Genomic DNA, 20,799 nt, shown 5'->3' with positions numbered 1-20,799 from the left:
GAAAATAACTATTGCTTAATTTTCTTCAAATAATGGCTTATAAAATGCCCGATTATCCATTGCAAACAACCGATCTGTAAATTCACCAGGCTTCACCTTATCTAAAGAACGATTCAGCATATTCATCTTCGCATCAATTAAATCAATAAGATGAAGAATTTCCGCTTCACGCACTAATGGTGGTGTCGGGCTTCCCCATTCTGCCTTCCCATGATGACTTAAAACCAGATGCTGCAAAATGAGCACTTCTTCCCCTTCAATTTGCAATTCTCTAGCCATCAAGCCAATTTCTTCCACCATCATTGGGATATGCCCAAGTAATTTTCCTTCTAAAGTATATGTAGTTGTCACCACCCCAGAAAGTTCTTTCAGTTTACCAAGATCATGTAAAATAATTCCTGCATAAAGAAGATCTTTATTAATCTGCGGATAAAGCTTGGATAGCTCTCTCGCTATTTGTAACATGCTTACAATGTGATGAGCTAAGCCAGATGCATATTCATGGTGATTCTTAGATGCTGCTGGATAGGTAAGCAACCCTTCTTGGTATTTTTTTATAAATGCTCTAACTATCCGCTGAATGACTGGATTCTTCATTTCAAAAATAGCCTCTGTCAGCTTTTCCGTCAAATATTCCCTTTCCACAGGAGCTTTCTCTACAAAATCAGAGATCTTCACACCGTCCGTTTCCTGCGCTGGTCTTACAGATAAGATTTTTAATTGGTTCTTACCTCGGAATTGGTTGATCTCTCCTGTCACCCGAATAATTTGCTCTGCAATAAAAAGCGTTTCATCATCCTTTGTTGCATCCCAAAGCTTTGCTTCTATTTCCCCAGTTGCATCACGCAATATTAAGGTTAGGAATGGTTTCCCATTGCTCGTCATTCCTTTAGTAGCTTCCTTGATTAATAGAAAGTCATCGAACGTCTCGCCTACTGCGCTATAACCTATTCCTCTTTTCATGTATTCTCCGCCCTTTCCAATTTCCTGAAAACTATATATTTTGGACTTTTTCCGTTATGTCTATTTGCTTCATTTCCGTTACAGCAGAAGCGATTTCCTGTCTGCACGTAAACAGTATCACTTGTTGCTTTTCTGCAACTTGCTGAAGAATAGCAATCATCTTCTTTATTCTAATAGAGTCAAAATGCACAAAAGCATCATCAATCACAAATGGTAATCCGTGCTTTTCACTCATTATTTCACTTATTGCAAGACGTAATGCTACGTACAGCTGATCAATTGTTCCTTGAGATAATTCATTTACAGTGTATCGTATATTGTCGATTGATTCTACTTGAAACACACTACTATCTGTTGGCGCATAGACCTGAACATACTTCCCGTCCGTAATTTCTTTAAAATATAAAGTTGTTACTTCAATGACCTTCGATAAATAATTCGCTCGATAATTACGTTTTGTCTCTGTAAGTATTTCTTTAGCAGTTTTTAAAACCGCCCATTCTTTACCCAACTGGTTAAAATGCTCCGTTTCCATTTCAAACTGATGAAGACTAGTAGAATAAGACTCCGTTGATTCCATGGCAACGAGCTCTGCTTTCGTATCTGCTAAATTTTCTCTTACCTTTTCTAGCTTGCTTTCCAGTGATTGCATTGATTCTTCGGTATGTTGCCGATTCAATTCTAGTTCTGTTTCTGTTACCATCGTTTTTCCAAATTGCTGTAAGCCTTCCGTTGACAATAGGTTTTTATGCTGTGTCGTCGTTTTTGCTAATTCCTTTTCAAGCGTAGCCTTTTCCTCTGATTGTCTCGCCTTTTCATAGAATAATTCCTCTGTATCAACTGCTGCCAGGTTAAACAAACGCTCTATTTCCGTTTCGTATGTTTGCATACTTTCTTGTAATTCACGTTGTTTTTCCTTTAAATCTGCTAATAGTTGCTTATAATAATTAAGCTCTTTACGTTTCTCTAGTTGGACATTATGAATTTGCTCTATCGTTTGCAGCTTTTCTTCTAGATCCTCTCCTGAATTAGTAACCCCCAGCTTTTCTATAAATCGCTCAAGATTTTGCTGATCTATTGCCAATTGCTTTTCCAGCGTAGCTACCTCATCCATATGCTTTTGCCAATCCTTTATTAATTTCAAAACATGTTTTAAATGATGATACAGTTCAGGCCAGTATGCCATTTCCATTTGCTTTAAGAAAGGATGGCTTTCATAATGACGACAAATTTGCTCCTCTAATCGCTGCTCCCGTTCAGCTAACAGGTTTTGTTTTTCATTCCATTTAATATACTGGATGTGTGCAAGCTTCAACTGCTCTTGTAAGGCCGCCTGCTCACTTTTATACTTTTCCTGCATTTCTAGCAGTTCCGCTGCTTCTCTTCTTTCTGCTTCCGTAACCTGTTGACCAGATTGCTCATGATAATCCTCAAGTACATGATCGAACTCTTTATTTGTTCGCTTCGTCATCAACCATTGCCCGATTCCCAACACAAGTGTCAGCAGCATAATCGTATAGAGCCAGCTATAATCGGTTAATATTGCGCCAATACCTAAAAGGATTGCAACAATAATACTTCCTATAAGGACATTTGAAGCTAGTTGATTTTCTTTATTTTGCGCTTCTTCCCTTTTTTTTGCATCCCTTTTGAGTTTATCCATTAATTGTGTTGATTTAAAAGTATCTAACCGATCACGCAACTCATGTACATGACTATCTGATAAAATCGATTCCTTCAACTGCTTGATTTGGTTGTTCATATAATGCTTCTCTTGCTCTAGCTGCTTCTGTTCATTGTCCAACTGTTCGGATTCAAGTTTGAGCTGCTCGTTTTCATTCTTTAATTGCGTCCATGCCTTTTCTAAATAAAAGGGAAGCTCTAGACTAGCAAGTTCTTTTACTTGTATACCTAGATGTAAACGATCCATCGCTTCATTTAGTTGAAGTTCATCATGGCTTACCGCAGTTTGTAGTTTTTTTAGTTCACCACATTGCGATTGAATCCGTTTCTTCTCGTCAAGAAGCCCTTTTGCTTCTTGACCGATTTCCTTTGCATGTAAGTCCTGCTCAATCGTCGCTATCTTTTGCTTATACTTCTTTTCATGACCTGCGACGATATTCCATTCACTTTTGAGCGGCAATAGCGATTCCTTCCATTTTTCCAGACGACTTACACCGTTTTCAGGAAATTTAATTGTCTCTGGATAATCTTCAAGCTGTTTTTTTAACTTATGGTATTCATGGATTACCGGTAGGGCATGTAGTTGTTTTTCGATCGTAAATGCTACTTTTTTTTCTTCTTTCATCTCTATTTGCAATTGCGTTAGCTCCTGCTCCAATTGTGCAACCGTTTCTTTTTTTTCGCGATATGAAGCTTCCACTTCCCGAAAGCTTTGTAAGGAATCAGAAATCCGATTTAATGATTCAATTTTTTGGTTCATTAGTGGCTTTTTTCCAGTTGGTTTAAACAGCTCACCGATTTTCGCATCCAATTGTTTTTCAACAGCATAGATATTATTGGATCCTGTCATCCCAATCCCAAGTAGCACTTCACCTAAATCTTCATCTTTCATATTGCGAATTTCCGTTAAGTCTAGTGCAGAGAAAGAAAAAATGGATTCGTATGTTTTTGCTGTCATTCCATTTAGCTGTTCCTTTAACCATGCTTCGTCATATGTTTTTCCGTCTTTCGTAAAGCATGCAGCAGCACCATTATTCACTTCATCCAATCGTTCAATGCGAAATTCACCGATCTCTGAATGAAGGACTGTCATTTTACCACCCATTTTTCCGCTCGTCTTCGGTCGATAAAATGTGCGCTGCTTCGGTGTGAGACCAAACAACATAAAAAGAATAAATTTTTGAATCGTTGATTTACCAGATTCATTTTCTCCATAAATACATGTTGCATCTGAAAAATCAATTTTATAGTCGACCCATTTTCCAAAACCATAAATTGTGGCATCGAGGATTTTCAAATCAATCACCCCTTCAGCAGTTCCTGGATCAGGAGCTGCTTTGCTTCTTCTTTAATTTCTTGTTCTTCTTCATTTGACAATGGCTTCAAATACCTCCTTGCCTGTTTGTGCTGATATAATTCTCCAATGTACGGAAGTATAGCCGTCTCCTTTAGGTGATGAGACAATTCTGCTATAAAATGACTACCGTTCTCCATAGCTTCATCAATTAGAACTTGCTTCACATCTGTTGAAACACGAAATATGTATTTCCAATTCATTCCAGAAACAGTTGTTTCATTGATAAGATCAACAATATCTTCCACATGTTTTAGACGCTCCCACTCTTTCAAGCTTGGATCATCACTTGTTAGGGTAAGTTCAATTAATTGAGGTCCTTTTGTACCAGTGATCTCCCTTAAGATTTGCTTTTCTAAATCATGAACCTGCTTACACGAAGAAACATCTATTTTTTTCGACTGAAATTCAATGGACTGTAATGGGATAAAGGACAACTCAGCCTGCTTGTCCTTCAATATAACATGGTAGCATCCCTTTTCACCTGTTTCTTTTCTATTTCGTCCTTGAATATTCCCAGGATAGACGATAGGAGGAGTGTCTTTTAATATTTCTCGCTTATGGATATGACCAAGTGCCCAGTAATTAAAATCTTCTTCTACTAAATCAGAAATTTGAAACGGGGCATATACGTCGTGCTCTGTGTTGCTAACAATACTTCCATGTAACATTGCAATATGATAGGGAATTGTTTCATCGCTAATTTTGTATGCTTTCGCTTTCCTTTCAAATACAGCACGGTTTTCATAGCTGAATCCATAGATTTGCGCTACATCCGCTCCATCTTTGGTAAACGTGAAATTGGTCACTTTCTCTCCTGGAAAAATAGAAACATTTTCTGGGTATGTTACTGGGTAACGATTGCCCTTTATGTAATCATGATTTCCATAGGATAAATATACATGAATTGACTGCGATTCTAATTTCTCGAAAGCTCGTCGTAATCGAATTTGCGCTTTCAAGCTTTGCTTCTCATTATCAAATAAATCTCCAGCTATCAGAACAAAATCCACCTGTTTGCTAATCGCTACCTCAATTAGTTGATCCAAAGCGGCAAATGTACTTTCAAGTACTTCATTAAAAATTTGTTCCGGTAGATTACTCAATCCTTTAAAAGGACTATCTAAATGCAAATCAGCTGCATGGATAAATGATATTTCTTCTGCCATTTCGGATCTCTCCTTTTAACACATAATGATTTCGTTATTGAATCGTTATATTATTAATCCCATTTTACCAAACCGCTAAACAGAATGCACGTTCTATATAATAGAAGAGAAAATGCCCATATTATTTGAATAAATACGGGCATCTGATACTTCACCAATTATACCCCGAGTAATAAGGGCCATACGGTGGATATGGATACGGTTGATAAACTGGAAATGGTTGATATACGGGGTAATACGCCGGTCCTGGCTGGTATACCGCACCAGCGAGCAAACCACCGGCTAGACCACCTAGAAATGGCAGCAAGAACGGAAAAAATCGTTGATCACCATGATATTCATGTTCATTTCTAAAATAAGGATATGGTACATAAGCTAAATAGGGAGACATGTCATAATTCGTGGATACAAGCGTCTCATTTTGTTCATCACTCATCTATTTTCCCCTCATTTCTTTATTGCTCTCTCCATTATCCTATGCATATGCCTAAAGTAACTATTGGGCGTATGTACAGTTTTTAAAACTTTCCTGAAGAATTGTTTTGCTCCAGTCGCTTTCAACTTCCATCTTTATACCATTTCGGGATGACACGTGTAAAATCCTCATGATCTCTTATTACATCCAGCGAATAGTTTAGCATTATTTCGTATTGCGCTTGACTTCTTTTTAGTCCCCAGACAAGCGATGAAGCAACGTGCATCGCACTATATAATGTATATAATTTCCAAAATGATTCCGCTACAGGCTGCTCATTATGATAGCCGGCAATAACCCCATTTGTAAACGGAATACTTATACGCTTGGAGAAAAAACCGAGCTTCTGTAAGTCATGAACCGGATCTCCCCAATCCATTCGTCCGAAATCAATAATTCCAGAAAATGTCCTGTTATGAATTAGAATATTGGCAGGATGAAAATCATCATGCTGAAATGTATTTGGCCTTCCTTTTAACAGCATTTCATTTTCCCAAATATAGGTTTCTAGCATTTCCTTTATCCGTTTATCCACATCAATCTGCTGTAACTCCATTAAGTACCTATCACTCTTTTGTTTTTTTATTGTATTCCATGCTGGATAATCAGTAGGGGCTGAAAAACGATGAAGTTTCTTTAATTCCTTTCCCGCTAAAATTCCAATTCGATATTGCTCTTCGTTTGTTAATTCCTTTAAAGCAATCTCAGCGTCTTTTCCTGGGAGATACGTGAGTATCATATAAGCCATATCAGTTCCTTCTATCACATCAAATTCAATTCCTTTTGGGATTGCATCTGAATAGGCACCTAATTTGTTTACCGTAACAAATTCTTCTTTTCTGCGTTGAATTTGTTTATTCGAAAAAACTCGTAGCAGATACTGATTATCAATAATAAACTTCTTATCATAAGAAAATCCTTTGTCCAACGAAACGACTTCTTTCGAATATCGCAAAAAAGGAATCTTCTTTTTCCATTGTTCTTCCATCTGATCACTCCTTGTCTGTATTCTAGCGTTGGCAATGAAATGTAAGCATCATCCATATACTCCATACATGCAAACAAGACACTATCTCCGGTGCTTAAGACACCATACTCACAAATAACACACCATTCCAGCTGATTAAGACGCCATACTCACAAATAACACACCATTCCAGCCGATTATGACGCCATACTCACAAATAACACACCATTCCAGCCGATTATGACGCCATGCTCACAAATAAGTCACCATTCCAGTCGTTAAGTATGACTCTTAAAAAGCGTTCCTTCATACGTAGCCCATCAGCCTTGTGTACAAATTTTGGATATGTTATGCCAGCTGCATGACTGGCTGATGGTTTTCATCGAATTCTCTCCCTGGCTCACTACCTACTTACGACTGACAATAAGCGCTCCAACACCACTTAAAAGAAAATATACCGCAAATGGGATCATTAAATAGAAAACTGCCACACTTTCTATATTCATGAAACTAATAATTCCCAACCCAATAAAAAGAAGCGCAATAAAGATATTTGCCGCATAAGCATAAAATTTAAGCATGTTTTTCACTGTTCGTTCATCAAAATCCGGTGTTTTGTCTTTTTTAAAACGCATTCGAGCTACATCAATTCCAACCACAAGTAATAATGCAGTTAAGGATCCAAGTATGCCACCGAAGTTCAGATTTCCTACAAGCAACTGCCCAATCGTCATTCCAATGACTCCTCCAATTCCTGCAAACGTAAAATTCCATTTGTGCATTTTTCTTCTTTTCATTCGCCTTCCTCCTCCACTAATGTAAATACTTCTTCGATCGGAACATTAAAGTACTCTACAATCTTAAGTGCAAGTTCAAGACTGGGATTATATTTATTTTTTTCAATCGCTGTGAACGTTTGTCTGGTTACCTGCAAATCCTCAGCCATTTGAATTTGCTTTATCCCCCTTTCTAACCTAATTTTCCGTATGTTGTTTTTAACCGGCATTATTTCACCTTCTAGTAAGTAAAGATATCTTTACATATTTTATAACATACCAAACCTTTAACGTAAAGACATCTTTACCTTTTCAAAAAAAAGAATATGATAGAATGCTCTCTTTTGGGAATATTACATACTAACAACTACAGGAAAGGAGTTTGTCAATGAGTGAGAACCCTAAAATTAATGAAAATAGTAAGCAAGAGCAATTAGAGCAATTCCGTGTAGATGATACGAATAAGATACTAACAACAAATCAAGGTTTAAAAGTATCGGAGGATGAGCTCTCATTAACTGCCGGAAAACGCGGTCCAACACTAATGGAAGACTTCCATTTCCGCGAAAAGATGACCCATTTCGACCATGAACGTATCCCAGAACGTGTCGTACATGCCAGGGGAACTGCTGCGCATGGCGTCTTTGAACTTTACGAATCCATGAAACCATACACGAAAGCAAAGTTTTTACAAGATCCAAAGGTAAAAACACCCGTATTTGTACGTTTTTCAACAGTTGTTGGTTTTCGTGGTTCGGCAGACACAGTCCGGGATGTTCGCGGTTTCGCTACAAAATTTTACACCGAGGAGGGTAACTATGATCTAGTAGCTAACAATATGCCTGTTTTCTTCATTCAGGATGGTATTAAATTTCCGGATATTGTTCATGCTATTAAGCCTGAACCGCATAATGAAATCCCACAGGCTTCTGCTGCGCATGATACATTTTGGGATTTTGTTGCAAATAACCAGGAATCCGCACATCAGGTAATGTGGCTTATGTCGGATAGAGCGATCCCAAGAAGCTTCAGAATGATGCAAGGATTCGGGATTCATGCCTTCCGCTTTGTAAATGAGCAAGGCAAATCGCATTTTGTTAAGTTCCATTGGGTACCGAAGCTTGGTGTCCACTCACTCGTTTGGGATGAAGCACAAAAAATTGCCGGTAAAAATCCAGATTTTAATCGTCAGGATTTATTTGATGCGATCGAAATGGGGAACTTCCCTGAGTATGAATTAGGTGTGCAAATAATTGAGGAAAAGGATGAATTTGCCTTTGACTTCGACATTCTTGATTCTACAAAGCTTTGGCCTGAAGAGGATGTACCGCTAAAAATAATTGGCAAGCTTACATTAAATCGCAATGTCGATAACTTCTTCGCTGAAACAGAACAAGTCGCATTTCATCCTGGACATGTTGTACCAGGTATTGATTTTACAAATGACCCACTGTTACAGGGACGTTTATTTTCCTATACAGATACACAGCTTATTCGATTAGGTGGACCAAATTTTCATGAGATTCCAATCAATAAGCCTGTGTGTCCATTCCATAATAATCAGCGAGATGGCTACCATAGGCAAACAATCAATAAAGGAAGGGTAGCTTATCATAATAATTCAATGGCTGCAAATACCCCCGCTCCAGCAACAGAAGAAGAGGGAGGATTTGTTCATTATCAAGAAAAAGTCGAAGGCAGTATCATTCGAACTAGAAGTGAAAGCTTTAATGACCACTTCTCTCAGCCTAAACTTTTTTGGAACAGCATGAGTCCTATTGAAAAGCAACATATTATTAATGCCTTTAGCTTTGAAGTTGGGAGCGTAAAAGATAAATCGGTTCAACAGCAGGTAGTTGATATGTTTGGGAATGTTGACCTAGCAATGGCCACAGAGGTTGCGAACAACATCGGGGTAACTCCTCCTACTGCAGAAGAATCATCTGTAACAAAGGCCTCCCCTGCACTTAGTCAAGAAAACACAATAAAAACTCAAGTTGGTCGTAAAATTGCTGTGATTTTGCACAATGGCTTTCAGGATACGGAGGTAAAAGAGATTTTACAAGGATTGAACATAGCTGGAGTAGCATACGAAATTATTAGCGACAAACAAGGTTTCGTATCAGGTAAAAATAATGTTGACCTCCAAGTTGTTCATACTTTCACAACAACTCACCCAGTTTTGTATGATGCCGTTTATATTGTCGGTGGCAGTAATGTTGATGACGCATTCTACAAAAATGCAAGCGACTTTGTAAAAGAAGCTCATAAACATTATAAAGCAATTGGCGCAACAGCAGATGGAATTGAATGGCTTGAAAGTAATAATATAATTGGTGATCCAGGTGTTATTGAAGGAAGCGGAAAACAATTCTTGGAGACGTTTCTTGAAGCTATCGCAGCACACCGTCATTGGGATCGAAAGGTAATTTGATACTTGAATTGATTAAGAAAGTCTGTCAACACTGCCCCAATGTCGTTACTTTGGGAGCAGTGTTACATTTCATTTTTTCCATACAGCACGATAATCAACTCTGCCATGACTATCGAGTTCGATATTTGCATATTGACTTGATTCGGATTCGTAAATTGTATGAATACGATGATTGAGAAAAATGATTGCATGCTGCGCTTTTAAATAATCTTCTATTTCAAAATAACTATTCCAACGAGCCGTTTCATCTTGGAATGTTTTCATTTTTGAAACCTGTTTATTAATAAATACTTTCATGTCCTCATCCAAACATGGAAAAATGGATAATTGATTGGAATGAATGGAAGTTAGAACAGAAAGTAATCGATCATCCGATAATGCAATTCCAGAAACAAACAAGTCATACTTCTCGATAACCTGAGGATCCTTGAATTGGATTGCGTTTACAATTTCTACTTCCGCTTCTATACCTGCTTGCTCTAATTGCTGTTTGAGTATCATCGCTTCTCTTTCATGGTTAACTCCTTCTCGGATTTGCTGTGCAGCGATTTTCAGTTCAACATTGCCTGCCAACTTTTGCTTCGCATTACTCCTTACTGGTAAGTCAAGCTCTCTTGACTTCTGCGTTAGAAAACTATGCGCAACCATTTCTCCTTCTAAACAAAATTGCTCAGGATCGATTATTTGGCAGATACGCCGGCGAAATTCACTGTCCTGCAATGGCCCACTTTTTCTGCAATTAAATGTTATATAGTCTGCGCCTTCTTCAATCGAGCGCACTTCTTTCCAAGCAGTATCTGGTGCAGTTAATCGAAACGGATGGGATTGGTCGTCTTGAAATAATGCTGGTGTATTTATAACCTCCACACGATCCAACCAAGGGCGTAACCCATAATACTGCTGAAACACATCTAAACGAATCATTTCATTATCATTGCGAATTAATTGAAATGGACCACTACCTACAGGTAAATTCTGAAATCCTTCTTCATCTTTCTTGAAAACTTCAATCGGAATAATCGATGCTTTTAGGCTTGATAAATATCGCGGAAATATATAATCAGCATGCTTAAGCTGGAACACAATGCTATATCTTGTTACACACTCCATACGTATTTCATTTCCTTTAATATTATCTTCCTTTAAAAATCGCTCCAATGTTGCGCTTACATCTTCACTTGTCAATTCTCTCCCATGGTGAAATAGGACACCTTTATGCAAATAAAACACCCATCGTTTGCCATCTCGACTTTCAAAATGGCGAGCAATTTTAGGTACCAGTTGTCCTGTATGACGATTAAATTCTACTAAACGTTCAAAGACTTGCTGAACCATATGTGCATCATGTCTTGATATGATCAACAATGGATCCATCGATAGCTTTGTTTCGTAAAAAGGATATCGCAGGATGTCCAAATCATTGTCCTCTATATTCTTATGGGTCATTCCTAAATATCCTCTAAACCATTCCTGGAACGTATATTGTGCTTCTTTTTCTAATTGACTCACAATGAAGAATGCAGCTTGATACTTTTCCATCTTTACGCTTTGCTTCGCTTCCTTAAGATGCACCTCTTCATGCGTATAATTCAGCATTAACTTCGGCTTCTTCCCACGACCTCTTTGGATTCTCCACTCTACGTAACCTGCTTGGTGAAGGAAGTTTACAATCGTTTTCACATGTCGTTCAGAACAGCTAAGAATTTCAGCTAATCGAGCGATAGTTGTTTCTACTTCTTCTTTTTTATTAAAATAACGCGTTAGCACCTTCATATGTTCAATATATTTCATTTTTCCTCCAAAAGGTGAACATTTTTTTTTACAATCTTCACTTTATATTCATCTTTTTTTATTTTACACTTCTTTTAGGAATAGAATCAATGAAAGGTTGGAGTGTATGCCAATGGAAGCAGCTAAAAGCAAGGACAACATTCTCACATTGTGGAGAAACAAAAACTTTCTACTTCTATGGGGAGGAAATATAATTTCAAGTTTCGGGTCACAGATGTACACAATAGCAATTCCCTTATTAATTTATGAAATTAGTCAATCGGCATTAGCAATGAGCAGCATGCGCGCAATTGAATTTTTCCCTAATATTTTCATCGGAATGCTTGCTGGTGTACTTGTCGATCGATTTAACCGAAAAAAGATGATGCAGTTGACAAGTTTTATTCAATTCACTTCCGTATTTGGCATCGTACTTCTATTACTCACAAATAGTCTGCAGCTTTGGCATTTATACATCCTTGGATTCATACTCTCCTGCGCCGGCTATACATTTGGAAATGCCCATCATTCCGTTATACCGCAAATTATTTCGAAGGAACAACTGACCTCAGCCAATGCAAAATTATCATTTGTAAGTACATTGATTCAAACAGCTGGCCCAGGGCTTGCAGGAGCATTTTTAGTCGCCTTCTCCTATACAGCCACATTATCAATCTATTTACTTTGCTTATTCATTTTATTTCTATGTGTTCAATTCTTTAAACTTCCTGTTTCGGAAAGAGAGATCAGAGAAAAAACCAGTATTTGGCATGATATGAAAGAAGGGATTGATGAGCTATTTCGTAATAAAACATTACTGACACCAACAATTACTGTATTATTTATCAACTTTGCTTCAAGCCTTGTCATTGGCGTGCTTATTTTTTATGTTACCGATAAACTTGGTGCTACGGAAGCACAAATCGGGTTGATGTTTACGATTTCAGCGGTAGGTGGCCTTTTAGGTGCAGCTGTAGTCAGTAAGATTCGCGCTAGATTTGGGCGTGGCAATATTTATACATTCTGTTTACTTTTTGATATCGTCGGGGTCAGTTATCTTATCTTTGCACCGACATGGTGGGCCATCGGAATTGCGCTTGCCATTCGGACCTTTTCTACTACAATTTCTAATATTGTCTATTTCACGATTCGGCAAGAATTCACGCCAAACCATTTATTAGGTCGTGTAGCAGGAACATCCTCCATGCTCATGAAGTTAACCCTACCATTTGGATTATTTATTGCTGGATTATGGGCAGAATGGCTACCCATTCCAATTTTATTTGCTATATCTGCAGGAATATTTTCTCTTTTGTTCATCCGCCTTTACTTTCATCCATTTCGCAATTTAGTTTAATTTATTAAAAGACCATTAAATCAAACCTGAACTTGATTTAATGGTCTTTCTTACATTCCGGCCCTACTTTTCTTTCTTCCCTAATACAAGCGCCTTTTTTAAATCCTTCAATGAACCAGATCTTCCATACATCAGCACGCCGCCACTATAGACCTTCGCACCGATATACGCAAGAACGGCAATCGTTCCAACCATAATTCCCAGTGATAATGCAACTTCCCAAATTGGAATATCAAGCATTCCAACTCGCAAAAACATAATCATCGGTGTAAAGAATGGAATATAAGAGGTTACTGTTACAAACGTTGACTCAGGTGCCCCTAGGCCAAAAATAGCGATCATGAAGGCAATTACAATTAACATCATCATCGGCGTCGTTAATTGGCCCACATCTTCAATTCGACTTACAAGTGAACCAAGCATTGCTGCTAATGTTGCATAAAGTAAATAACCGAGAATAAAGAACACAATTGCGTAAACAAAAATCATTGGCGATGTATCCTGAACACCAAATAACTCGAAAACTCCCCCGACTAACTCTTCCTGTTTCGAACGAATTAGCGTATAACCAACTATAATAAATAATCCAATTTGCGTCAGTCCAACTAATGCAATACCAATTATTTTTGCAAACATATGTGTAATTGGAGGTGCACTCGATATCAGTATCTCCATAACCCTTGATGATTTCTCTGTAGCGACATCCGTTGCAATCATCTGACCGTACATCATAACAGTCATATAAAGTACAAACAGCATGACATAGACAATACCTCGCGCTTGATTGAGTTCTTCCTCTGTTTTTGCTGATTCATCAAGCGCAACTGCTTCAAATGCAATTGGTGCATAAATTTCCGCAATCCTTGCTTCGTCAATACCAGAGGCTTGTGTTGCAATGGCAATCTTTAATTGTTGTAAATGCTGTTCAATAATCATTTGATTTCCAGACTCTGTAATAGTATTCGCAAAATACGTTGCATCAAAAATTTGTTCTTCGTTTTCCGTCAGTTCCACAACTGCATCATATTGACCATCTTGTACAGCCACTTTCGCTTCGTTAACCGTACCATCAAATGGAACTAATTCAATGTCCTCTTCTGCTGCAGCAAGGCTTTGTTGCAATGCTTCTGTATAGACACCTGATTCATCCACAACCACAATTTCACCCGATTCCTCTCCAGCGAACATGTCAATAATGGTTTGGAAATTAGCAAGACCCGCGATAATTAACAAAGTAATGAGCGTACTGAAAATAAATGACTTTGTCTTAACCTTCGTAATGTATGTATGGGATAAAACAGTCCAGAATTTATTCATATGCTTCACCTACTTTCGCAATGAAAATATCATTAAGCGATGGTTCTTCAAGATCAAATTTACGAACAAAACCTTTTCCCTGGATTGCGGAAAGAATGTCTTGGGATACTTGCTCATTATCTATTTGCAGCTTACAGCCTTGAGCACCTTTTTGATATCCAGATACACCTTGGAAATTTTTTAAAAAACCAAAGTCGATATCTCCATGAATAATCAAGTTCTTTTTTCCATAGGAGCGTTTGATGTCTTTTAATGATCCATGCACAACTGGTGTACCTTTTCGTAAAATGCACAAATTCTCACATAGCTGCTCCACATGATGCATTTGGTGGGATGAAAAAACAATCGAAGTTCCTTGATCTTTCAGGTCAATTACTGCCTCCTTCATCATTTCAACATTAACAGGATCCAGCCCTGAAAATGGTTCATCTAAAATAAGTAATTTGGGCTTGTGAATGACAGCTGAGATAAATTGAATCTTTTGCTGATTCCCTTTAGATAGCTCTTCAACTTTTTTTGTCATGTATTCAGGTACTTTAAATCTTTCCAGCCAGTATTCGAGCTCTGTAAGAATTGCTTGCTTCTTCATTCCTCTTAACTTTCCTAAGTAAATCAACTGTTCTTTCACGGTTAGTTTTGGATAAAGTCCCCTTTCTTCTGGGAGATAACCAATCAAATGACTATTATCGTAATCGATTGGCTTACCATTCCAAGAAATTTCCCCTTCCGAGCTATCCAATAGCCCAAGAATCATCCGGAAAGTAGTTGTCTTACCAGCACCATTACCTCCTAAAAAACCGAACATTTCCTTCTCTGGAATTTCAAGTGAAAGTCGGTCTACTGCCGTGTGTCCTTGAAAACGTTTTGTGACGTCTTTTAATACCAATGTCAAAAAAAACTCCCCCTTCTCTCGTATTCATACGATTCTTTATAAGATTTGATTCATTTTTATTCGTGCTTTGTTGAAAAAAAGAAATTTGTAATAATTGCAGTTACATTATGCAGAGCATAGAGTGCGGTTAGTAAAAAAAAGCTGAAGCCAATGCCATCAAATATGATGACAACAAACCAGGCTATTAGGTATACTACGATCATTGCATCCCAGGATCTTGCCTTTGAGCGGTTATTTGTCTGCTGATAGCGCTCATCAAATAAATGCTTCTTTCGACCAATGCGCCGATTAATGAAAAATATAATAATTGATACGATTACGGCAGCAATTAAACCCCAAATACCGGATGGGTTTGCTAAAAAGTCCCTACTCAATGTTCTCATCCCCTTCAAAAATAAATAATTCCTCAATTGTGCAGTCAAACGTTTGAGCTAGCTTATGTGCTAATATTAATGATGGCTTATACTTGCCTTTTTCCAAGGATATAATCGTCTGTCTAGAAACCTTTAATTTCTGTGATAATTCTTCTTGTGTAATATCCAGCTCTTTGCGTTTTTCCTTTATAAGTGTTTTCATGCTATCTCCTATTTTTTAGTAAAGTGAACTTTACGTACAGTTTACTTTACACTACCAGTAATGTCAACCATACTTTACACCCTTTTCCTTTCACTTGTATTAAAATTTAGATTATAATGAATATACAGCTGACTTATTATAGTGGTAAACAGGGAGCCGGGTTTAGCGGAGCGAGGATAAGCTCTAACCATAATTGCACATTATGTCACAGTTCCTTTCAAATGCGACAAATACAAGCAACTGCATGCTCGAAATGTGTCTAGCTATATATCTGGTACAAAGAGACAAAACAATTAACAATATCAACGCAAGCAATAATTTCTAGAAAGTTAAGTATATAGATTACATAAATAATAGGAGGAGTTTTTTATGAGAAACTATGCTTTAACAGTATTTGACCCAAGGGGTGAGAAACTGCTGGATGAATCATTTACTGCTGCAAATGATGCAGAAGCTAAAGAGGTAGGACAGGCACGATTGGATAAAGAAGGATACAGCGAACATACACATCGCTGCGTAAGCCCGGAAGCAAAGCTTGTCTTATTTCACAGGTAATTCACCACTCTCTTAAATAAGGAAAAAGCTTCTTTGCGTACTTTCAAATAAGAATATTTAATCAAAAAATCCGCAGATATTAACTGCGGATTTTTTATGTATTTTCTTAGTTTGTTTCATCTGTAGTACCGTATAGTTCTTCCAACGGCTTCGTAATAATACGACTAATATCATTGATTGCAAGATTTAAACGTTGTTCTTCTTCCATCAATTTAGAGATATCCTGATGTTCTTGCACAGCCTCAACGACCGCTCGCGCTTTTTCTAGTTCTTCTTCTGTAATATCCAAACCTTGCATTTGCTTTTCTTGTAAATTCATTTGTGTATCACGGAAATCCTCGAACATTTGCTTTGCACTCGGATTATTCATTACCGTTTCATAAGCTAATTTCAAACTTTTAAATTCTTCGCTTTCACGAATAGCTTTTTCCAATTCATATGCGCTATCATAAATATTAGGCATGATGTTCCTCCTTTAGTATCAATACTAACGTTACTATAACAGAGCTTTTATCCTGTGTATACCCTCAACGAAAAAACCCTATTTTTGAAAAAATATTTTTACACTTGTATTTGACTGCTATAATTAAACAATAGAATAAGGAAAAAGGAGATTTCAAGATGTATAAAATGCTAAAAAATTTTTTCCCTACTTTTTTAATTTATGATGAAAATATATCTGAAATACCCGATGACTATCAATGGTTCGTTACAGATACAAATGCAATTATCGGCATAGCTAAAAGCGATTTGAGCGCAAAGGATGCTGCCATGCTTTCAACATTTTTAACACCATACCAGCTTACGATACCAAAACCGACTGATTTAGAAAAATTATGGAAAAATCGAATTCATCATTCTAGTTCTATGCCAGAGACATCACATGAAAAATTTCGCTTTGTTTATTTTTCTTTTCCTAAAAATCAAATAGAGCCTAACATTTTTAGAACTGCAATGTATGAATTTTTCTCTAATCCAATACCTATTTTATGGGAAAATGAACAGGAAGGAATTCTTATTGAACAACAGGGAGTACAGCTAGAAGATTCGCTCACGTATGACCAAATTGTTGATACACTGATGAGTGATCTTTATGTGAAAACGAAGTTCTTTATTGGTCCTTATTTAGAGGCCTTCAAAGATCTCTCTAATCAGTATTTATCTTTCATACAATTAGCAAAAATATCAGCTAGCTATTCCGATAATCCTGTTATTACATATGTGGATGCCATTCCCTTCCGACTTGTAAATCAAATACCCTTTGAGCAACGAAACCAAATTAGCAATTTGGTACTCAAGGAGTTTAAGAACGATGAGGAAATGCTTCAAACCATTTGGACGTTTATCCAATGCAATCTTAATATTTCACTCACTGCAAAAAAACTCTACATGCATCGGAATAGTCTACAATATCGCATTGATAAATTTTTCGAAAAAACTGGGATTGATGTTCGGCAGTTTAACCAAGCTTTAACCGTATATATAGCACTGCTAGCAACCATGCACAAAGAGCCTGTCTAAATTTGTGCACATTCCCCATTATGTAAAGCGCTTTCTTTCTATACAATGAATATATAAAACGTTTACATTTTGGAGGGGTAATAATGGCTGAATTACGCTTAGATCATATTCAAAAAACGTATGATAAAAATGTGGTTGCTGTATCAGACTTTAATCTACATATTAAGGACAAAGAATTTATTGTCTTTGTTGGACCATCTGGGTGTGGGAAATCAACGACTCTAAGAATGGTGGCTGGTTTAGAGGAAATCACAGGTGGCGAGCTCTATATTGATGACAAAAAAATGAATGATGTCGCACCAAAAGATCGCGATATTGCGATGGTATTCCAAAACTATGCATTATATCCACATATGAATGTGTATGATAATATGGCTTTTGGTTTAAAGCTTCGTAAATTTAAGAAAGACGAAATCGACCAGCGTGTTCAGAATGCAGCAAAGATTTTAGGGTTAGAGGCATATTTAGACCGCAAGCCGAAAGCACTCTCAGGTGGACAACGTCAGCGTGTAGCACTTGGACGTGCAATTGTAAGGGATGCAAAAGTTTTCTTAATGGATGAACCTTTGTCTAACTTAGATGCCAAACTGCGTGTACAGATGCGTGCAGAAATTCAAAAATTGCATCAACGTTTGCAGACAACAACGATTTACGTAACCCATGATCAGACCGAAGCAATGACAATGGCAACTCGCCTCGTTGTAATGAAAGATGGAGTTATTCAACAGGTCGGAGCGCCTAAAGAGGTTTATGATCATCCTGAAAATGTATTCGTCGGTGGTTTTATTGGATCACCCTCAATGAACTTCTTCCTAGGTAAACTAACAGAGGGCTATTTCGAAGCTGATGGTATAAAACTGAAAGTTCCAGAAGGCAAAATGAAGCTTCTTCGAGAGCAAAATTACGTTAATAAAGAAGTTATTTTAGGTATTCGACCAGAAGACATCCATGATGAGCTACTAATCGTTGAATCTTCACCGGAATCCAAAATTGACGCACATATTGAAGTTGCTGAATTAATGGGAGCCGAGTCCATCTTATATTCTAAATTAGGCACACAGGATTTTGTAGCACGAGTTGATTCTCGCTCTGACGTCAAAGGCGGTGACAATTTAGAACTTGCTTTTGATATGAATAAAGTGCATTTCTTTGATAAAGAAACGGAAGAACGGATACGCTAAGAATAGAAAAAAATAACTTCATATCATGTTAAAGAGGAAAGTCCCGAAAGACTTTCCTCTATCCATATTTATGAAATTTATTTCCCGTGTAATTGTTGTTGTGCAGTTTGCACTAGACGTTTTGTAATTTCTCCACCTACAGAACCATTCGCACGTGATGTTGAGTCTGGTCCTAAGTTAACACCAAATTCTTGAGCAATTTCATATTTCATTTGATCAAGAGCTTGTTGTACTCCAGGGACAACTAATTGATTTGAACTGTTGTTAGCCATGTTTATCACCTCCTGTAATTCTATTGTTTGCACTATCAAAAAACTTATAAGTTTTATTTACTGGTAAATTGTAGGATTCCTTCCAGTTAAACAAAAAAACGCACTGCATCAAATTGCAGCACGCTTTTTTGCTTCGTCTATTTTGGAGATGTCATTTCTTTCGGGTTCACATACTTATCAAATTCTTCTTCTGTCAGTAAGCCTAGTTCAACTGCAGTAGCTTTTAGCGTTGAATTATCATTAAATGCCTTTTTAGCAATTTTAGCAGCATTTTCATAGCCAATATGAGGATTCAGTGCTGTAACGAGCATTAAGGAATCATTAAGGTATTTCTCAATTTGTTCATGGTTCGGTTCAATTCCAACCGCACAGCGCTCATCGAATGAAATAATACTATCCGCTAATAATTGACTGGATTGTAAAAAGTTATATGCAATCACTGGTTTAAATACATTGAGTTCAAAATTACCTTGACTTGCTGCAAAACCAATTGCTGCATCATTCCCCATAACTTGCGCGACAACCATTGTAACAGCTTCACTCTGAGTCGGATTTACTTTACCCGGCATAATTGAACTTCCAGGCTCATTCGCAGGTATTATAATTTCTCCAATCCCACAACGCGGACCACTAGCTAACCATCGTACATCATTTGCAATCTTCATCATATCTGCAGCTAATGCTTTAAGTGCTCCATGTGCATAAACCGTTTCATCATGACTTGTTAATGCGTGAAATTTATTCGGTGCAGAAACAAATTTTTTCCCGGTATACGAACTGATTGCCTCACAAACGCGTTCTGAGAACTCTGGATGTGCATTCAGCCCCGTACCAACCGCAGTACCACCAATAGCTAATTCTCTTAGATAATCTGTACTTTCCGTAATCATTTTTTCCGATTTTTCAAGCATGCGATGCCAGCCACTAATCTCCTGCCCAAGTGATAATGGTGTTGCATCTTGTAAATGCGTTCGTCCAATTTTCACGATATCGGAAAATGCTTCCATTTTTTCTTTCAGCGTAGCTTTTAATTGCTGTACAGCAGGAATAACCGTATCTTCCAGCTTCAATACAGATGCTACGTGCATTGCAGTTGGATATGTATCATTAGAGCTTTGAGATTTATTAACATCATCATTTGGATGAAGTCTTAGCTCGCTTCCTTTTCCTTCAAGCCATTTATTCCCGACAAATGCTAGAACTTCATTTACGTTCATATTGGATTGTGTACCACTTCCCGTTTGCCATACAACTAATGGAAAATGTTCATTCAATTCATCAGCTAATACAAGGTCAGCAGCATACGAAATTGCTTCTGCCTTCTGACTTTCCAACAAGCCTAAATCACTGTTTGCTTTTGCCGCACTTTTCTTTAGAATTGCAAACGCTTTAATAATTTCAGCAGGCATAGTCTCAGAACCAATTGGAAAGTTTTCCTTGCTTCGCTGTGTTTGCGCTCCCCAATATTTATCTGCTGGTACATGTATTTCCCCTATTGTATCTCTTTCCACACGGTAATCCATTCTAATTCCTCCCT

At 37.5% G+C, this 20,799-nt stretch carries 20 protein-coding genes; 5 read left to right on the top strand and 15 right to left on the bottom strand.

The annotated features are described in order from the left end of the window. Positions 1–15: 15 nt before the first annotated feature. The 7 genes from yhaM to D1B32_RS04160 form a co-directional block, all read right to left on the bottom strand. Positions 16–963 carry a 3'-5' exoribonuclease YhaM gene (gene yhaM, locus D1B32_RS04190; RefSeq protein WP_118888709.1) on the bottom strand — a complete coding sequence of 316 codons (948 nt, stop codon included), beginning with the start codon at positions 961–963 and terminating at the stop codon, positions 16–18. 31 nt (positions 964–994) lie between these two features. Further along, entirely contained in the window at positions 995–3,943 is a 2,949-nt protein-coding gene (locus D1B32_RS04185) for an ATP-binding protein (RefSeq protein WP_158586205.1), read from the bottom strand. A 5-nt stretch (positions 3,944–3,948) separates the two neighbouring features. Further along, positions 3,949–5,169 carry a metallophosphoesterase family protein gene (locus tag D1B32_RS04180; protein WP_095309664.1) on the bottom strand — a complete coding sequence of 407 codons (1,221 nt, stop codon included), beginning with the start codon at positions 5,167–5,169 and terminating at the stop codon, positions 3,949–3,951. 151 nt (positions 5,170–5,320) lie between these two features. Further along, positions 5,321–5,605 (bottom strand): hypothetical protein, encoded by a 285-nt coding sequence (locus D1B32_RS04175; RefSeq protein WP_379600342.1) that lies wholly within the window; start codon positions 5,603–5,605, stop codon positions 5,321–5,323. Positions 5,606–5,726: 121 nt separating this feature from the next. Beyond that, positions 5,727–6,632, bottom strand: coding sequence for an aminoglycoside phosphotransferase family protein (locus tag D1B32_RS04170; protein ID WP_095309666.1), 906 nt, complete (start codon positions 6,630–6,632; stop codon positions 5,727–5,729). Between the two features lie 386 nt (positions 6,633–7,018). Then, positions 7,019–7,408, bottom strand: a complete 390-nt coding sequence (locus D1B32_RS04165) for a hypothetical protein (RefSeq protein ID WP_118888708.1) — start codon at positions 7,406–7,408, stop codon at positions 7,019–7,021. Then, positions 7,405–7,617: a helix-turn-helix transcriptional regulator gene (locus D1B32_RS04160; RefSeq protein WP_095309670.1), complete on the bottom strand. Its 213-nt coding sequence runs from the start codon at positions 7,615–7,617 to the stop codon at positions 7,405–7,407. Before D1B32_RS04160 ends, D1B32_RS04165 begins: the two co-directional genes overlap by 4 nt. A gap of 158 nt (positions 7,618–7,775) precedes the next feature. Between D1B32_RS04160 and D1B32_RS04155 the strand changes: the two genes are divergently transcribed. Further along, positions 7,776–9,821: a catalase gene (locus tag D1B32_RS04155; RefSeq protein ID WP_118888707.1), complete on the top strand. Its 2,046-nt coding sequence runs from the start codon at positions 7,776–7,778 to the stop codon at positions 9,819–9,821. Positions 9,822–9,890: 69 nt separating this feature from the next. On the opposite strand, the gene D1B32_RS04150 is transcribed toward D1B32_RS04155, so the two are convergent. Next, positions 9,891–11,612, bottom strand: a complete 1,722-nt coding sequence (locus D1B32_RS04150; RefSeq protein ID WP_118888706.1) for an ABC transporter substrate-binding protein — start codon at positions 11,610–11,612, stop codon at positions 9,891–9,893. A gap of 112 nt (positions 11,613–11,724) precedes the next feature. Between D1B32_RS04150 and D1B32_RS04145 the strand changes: the two genes are divergently transcribed. Next, positions 11,725–12,948, top strand: a complete 1,224-nt coding sequence (locus tag D1B32_RS04145) for an MFS transporter (protein WP_158586204.1) — start codon at positions 11,725–11,727, stop codon at positions 12,946–12,948. Between the two features lie 63 nt (positions 12,949–13,011). Here the strand turns inward: D1B32_RS04145 and D1B32_RS04140 are convergent, their stop codons facing one another. Genes D1B32_RS04140 through D1B32_RS04125 form a run of 4 tightly spaced genes read right to left on the bottom strand, consistent with a single transcriptional unit; the run spans position 13,012 to position 15,733 of the window. Continuing rightward, a complete protein-coding gene (locus D1B32_RS04140; RefSeq protein ID WP_095309679.1) occupies positions 13,012–14,265 on the bottom strand; it encodes an ABC transporter permease in 1,254 nt (417 codons plus the stop codon). Continuing rightward, entirely contained in the window at positions 14,258–15,157 is a 900-nt protein-coding gene (locus D1B32_RS04135) for an ABC transporter ATP-binding protein (protein WP_118888704.1), read from the bottom strand. The genes D1B32_RS04140 and D1B32_RS04135 overlap by 8 nt, the downstream gene beginning before the upstream one ends. A gap of 56 nt (positions 15,158–15,213) precedes the next feature. Beyond that, positions 15,214–15,531 (bottom strand): DUF2178 domain-containing protein, encoded by a 318-nt coding sequence (locus D1B32_RS04130; RefSeq protein ID WP_158586203.1) that lies wholly within the window; start codon positions 15,529–15,531, stop codon positions 15,214–15,216. Beyond that, entirely contained in the window at positions 15,524–15,733 is a 210-nt protein-coding gene (locus D1B32_RS04125) for a helix-turn-helix transcriptional regulator (protein WP_095309685.1), read from the bottom strand. Before D1B32_RS04125 ends, D1B32_RS04130 begins: the two co-directional genes overlap by 8 nt. Before the next feature lie 369 nt (positions 15,734–16,102). Here D1B32_RS04125 and D1B32_RS04120 point away from each other — a divergent pair, with 369 nt between their 5' ends. Next, positions 16,103–16,288 carry a YhzD family protein gene (locus tag D1B32_RS04120; protein WP_095309691.1) on the top strand — a complete coding sequence of 62 codons (186 nt, stop codon included), beginning with the start codon at positions 16,103–16,105 and terminating at the stop codon, positions 16,286–16,288. 106 nt (positions 16,289–16,394) lie between these two features. Here the strand turns inward: D1B32_RS04120 and D1B32_RS04115 are convergent, their stop codons facing one another. Then, positions 16,395–16,751 (bottom strand): YlbF/YmcA family competence regulator, encoded by a 357-nt coding sequence (locus D1B32_RS04115; protein WP_095309693.1) that lies wholly within the window; start codon positions 16,749–16,751, stop codon positions 16,395–16,397. A gap of 158 nt (positions 16,752–16,909) precedes the next feature. Here D1B32_RS04115 and D1B32_RS04110 point away from each other — a divergent pair, with 158 nt between their 5' ends. Together D1B32_RS04110 and D1B32_RS04105 are read left to right on the top strand one after the other, a co-directional pair. Beyond that, positions 16,910–17,809, top strand: a complete 900-nt coding sequence (locus D1B32_RS04110; RefSeq protein ID WP_118888702.1) for a PucR family transcriptional regulator — start codon at positions 16,910–16,912, stop codon at positions 17,807–17,809. Positions 17,810–17,892: 83 nt separating this feature from the next. Further along, on the top strand, positions 17,893–18,990 hold the full coding sequence (locus tag D1B32_RS04105) for an oligosaccharide ABC transporter ATP-binding protein MsmX (RefSeq protein ID WP_118888701.1): 1,098 nt from the start codon (positions 17,893–17,895) through the stop codon (positions 18,988–18,990). Positions 18,991–19,067: 77 nt separating this feature from the next. Here D1B32_RS04105 and D1B32_RS04100 read toward each other — a convergent pair whose 3' ends face one another. Together D1B32_RS04100 and fumC are read right to left on the bottom strand one after the other, a co-directional pair. After that, positions 19,068–19,262, bottom strand: a complete 195-nt coding sequence (locus D1B32_RS04100) for an alpha/beta-type small acid-soluble spore protein (RefSeq protein ID WP_095309699.1) — start codon at positions 19,260–19,262, stop codon at positions 19,068–19,070. A gap of 137 nt (positions 19,263–19,399) precedes the next feature. Beyond that, complete coding sequence (gene fumC, locus D1B32_RS04095) at positions 19,400–20,785, bottom strand: class II fumarate hydratase (RefSeq protein ID WP_118888700.1); 1,386 nt, start codon at positions 20,783–20,785, stop codon at positions 19,400–19,402. Positions 20,786–20,799: the final 14 nt, after the last annotated feature.

The organism is Oceanobacillus profundus (assembly GCF_003515705.1).
Lineage (GTDB): Bacteria > Bacillota > Bacilli > Bacillales > Amphibacillaceae > Oceanobacillus > Oceanobacillus profundus.
This window is presented reverse-complemented; position numbering and strand designations above follow the sequence as displayed.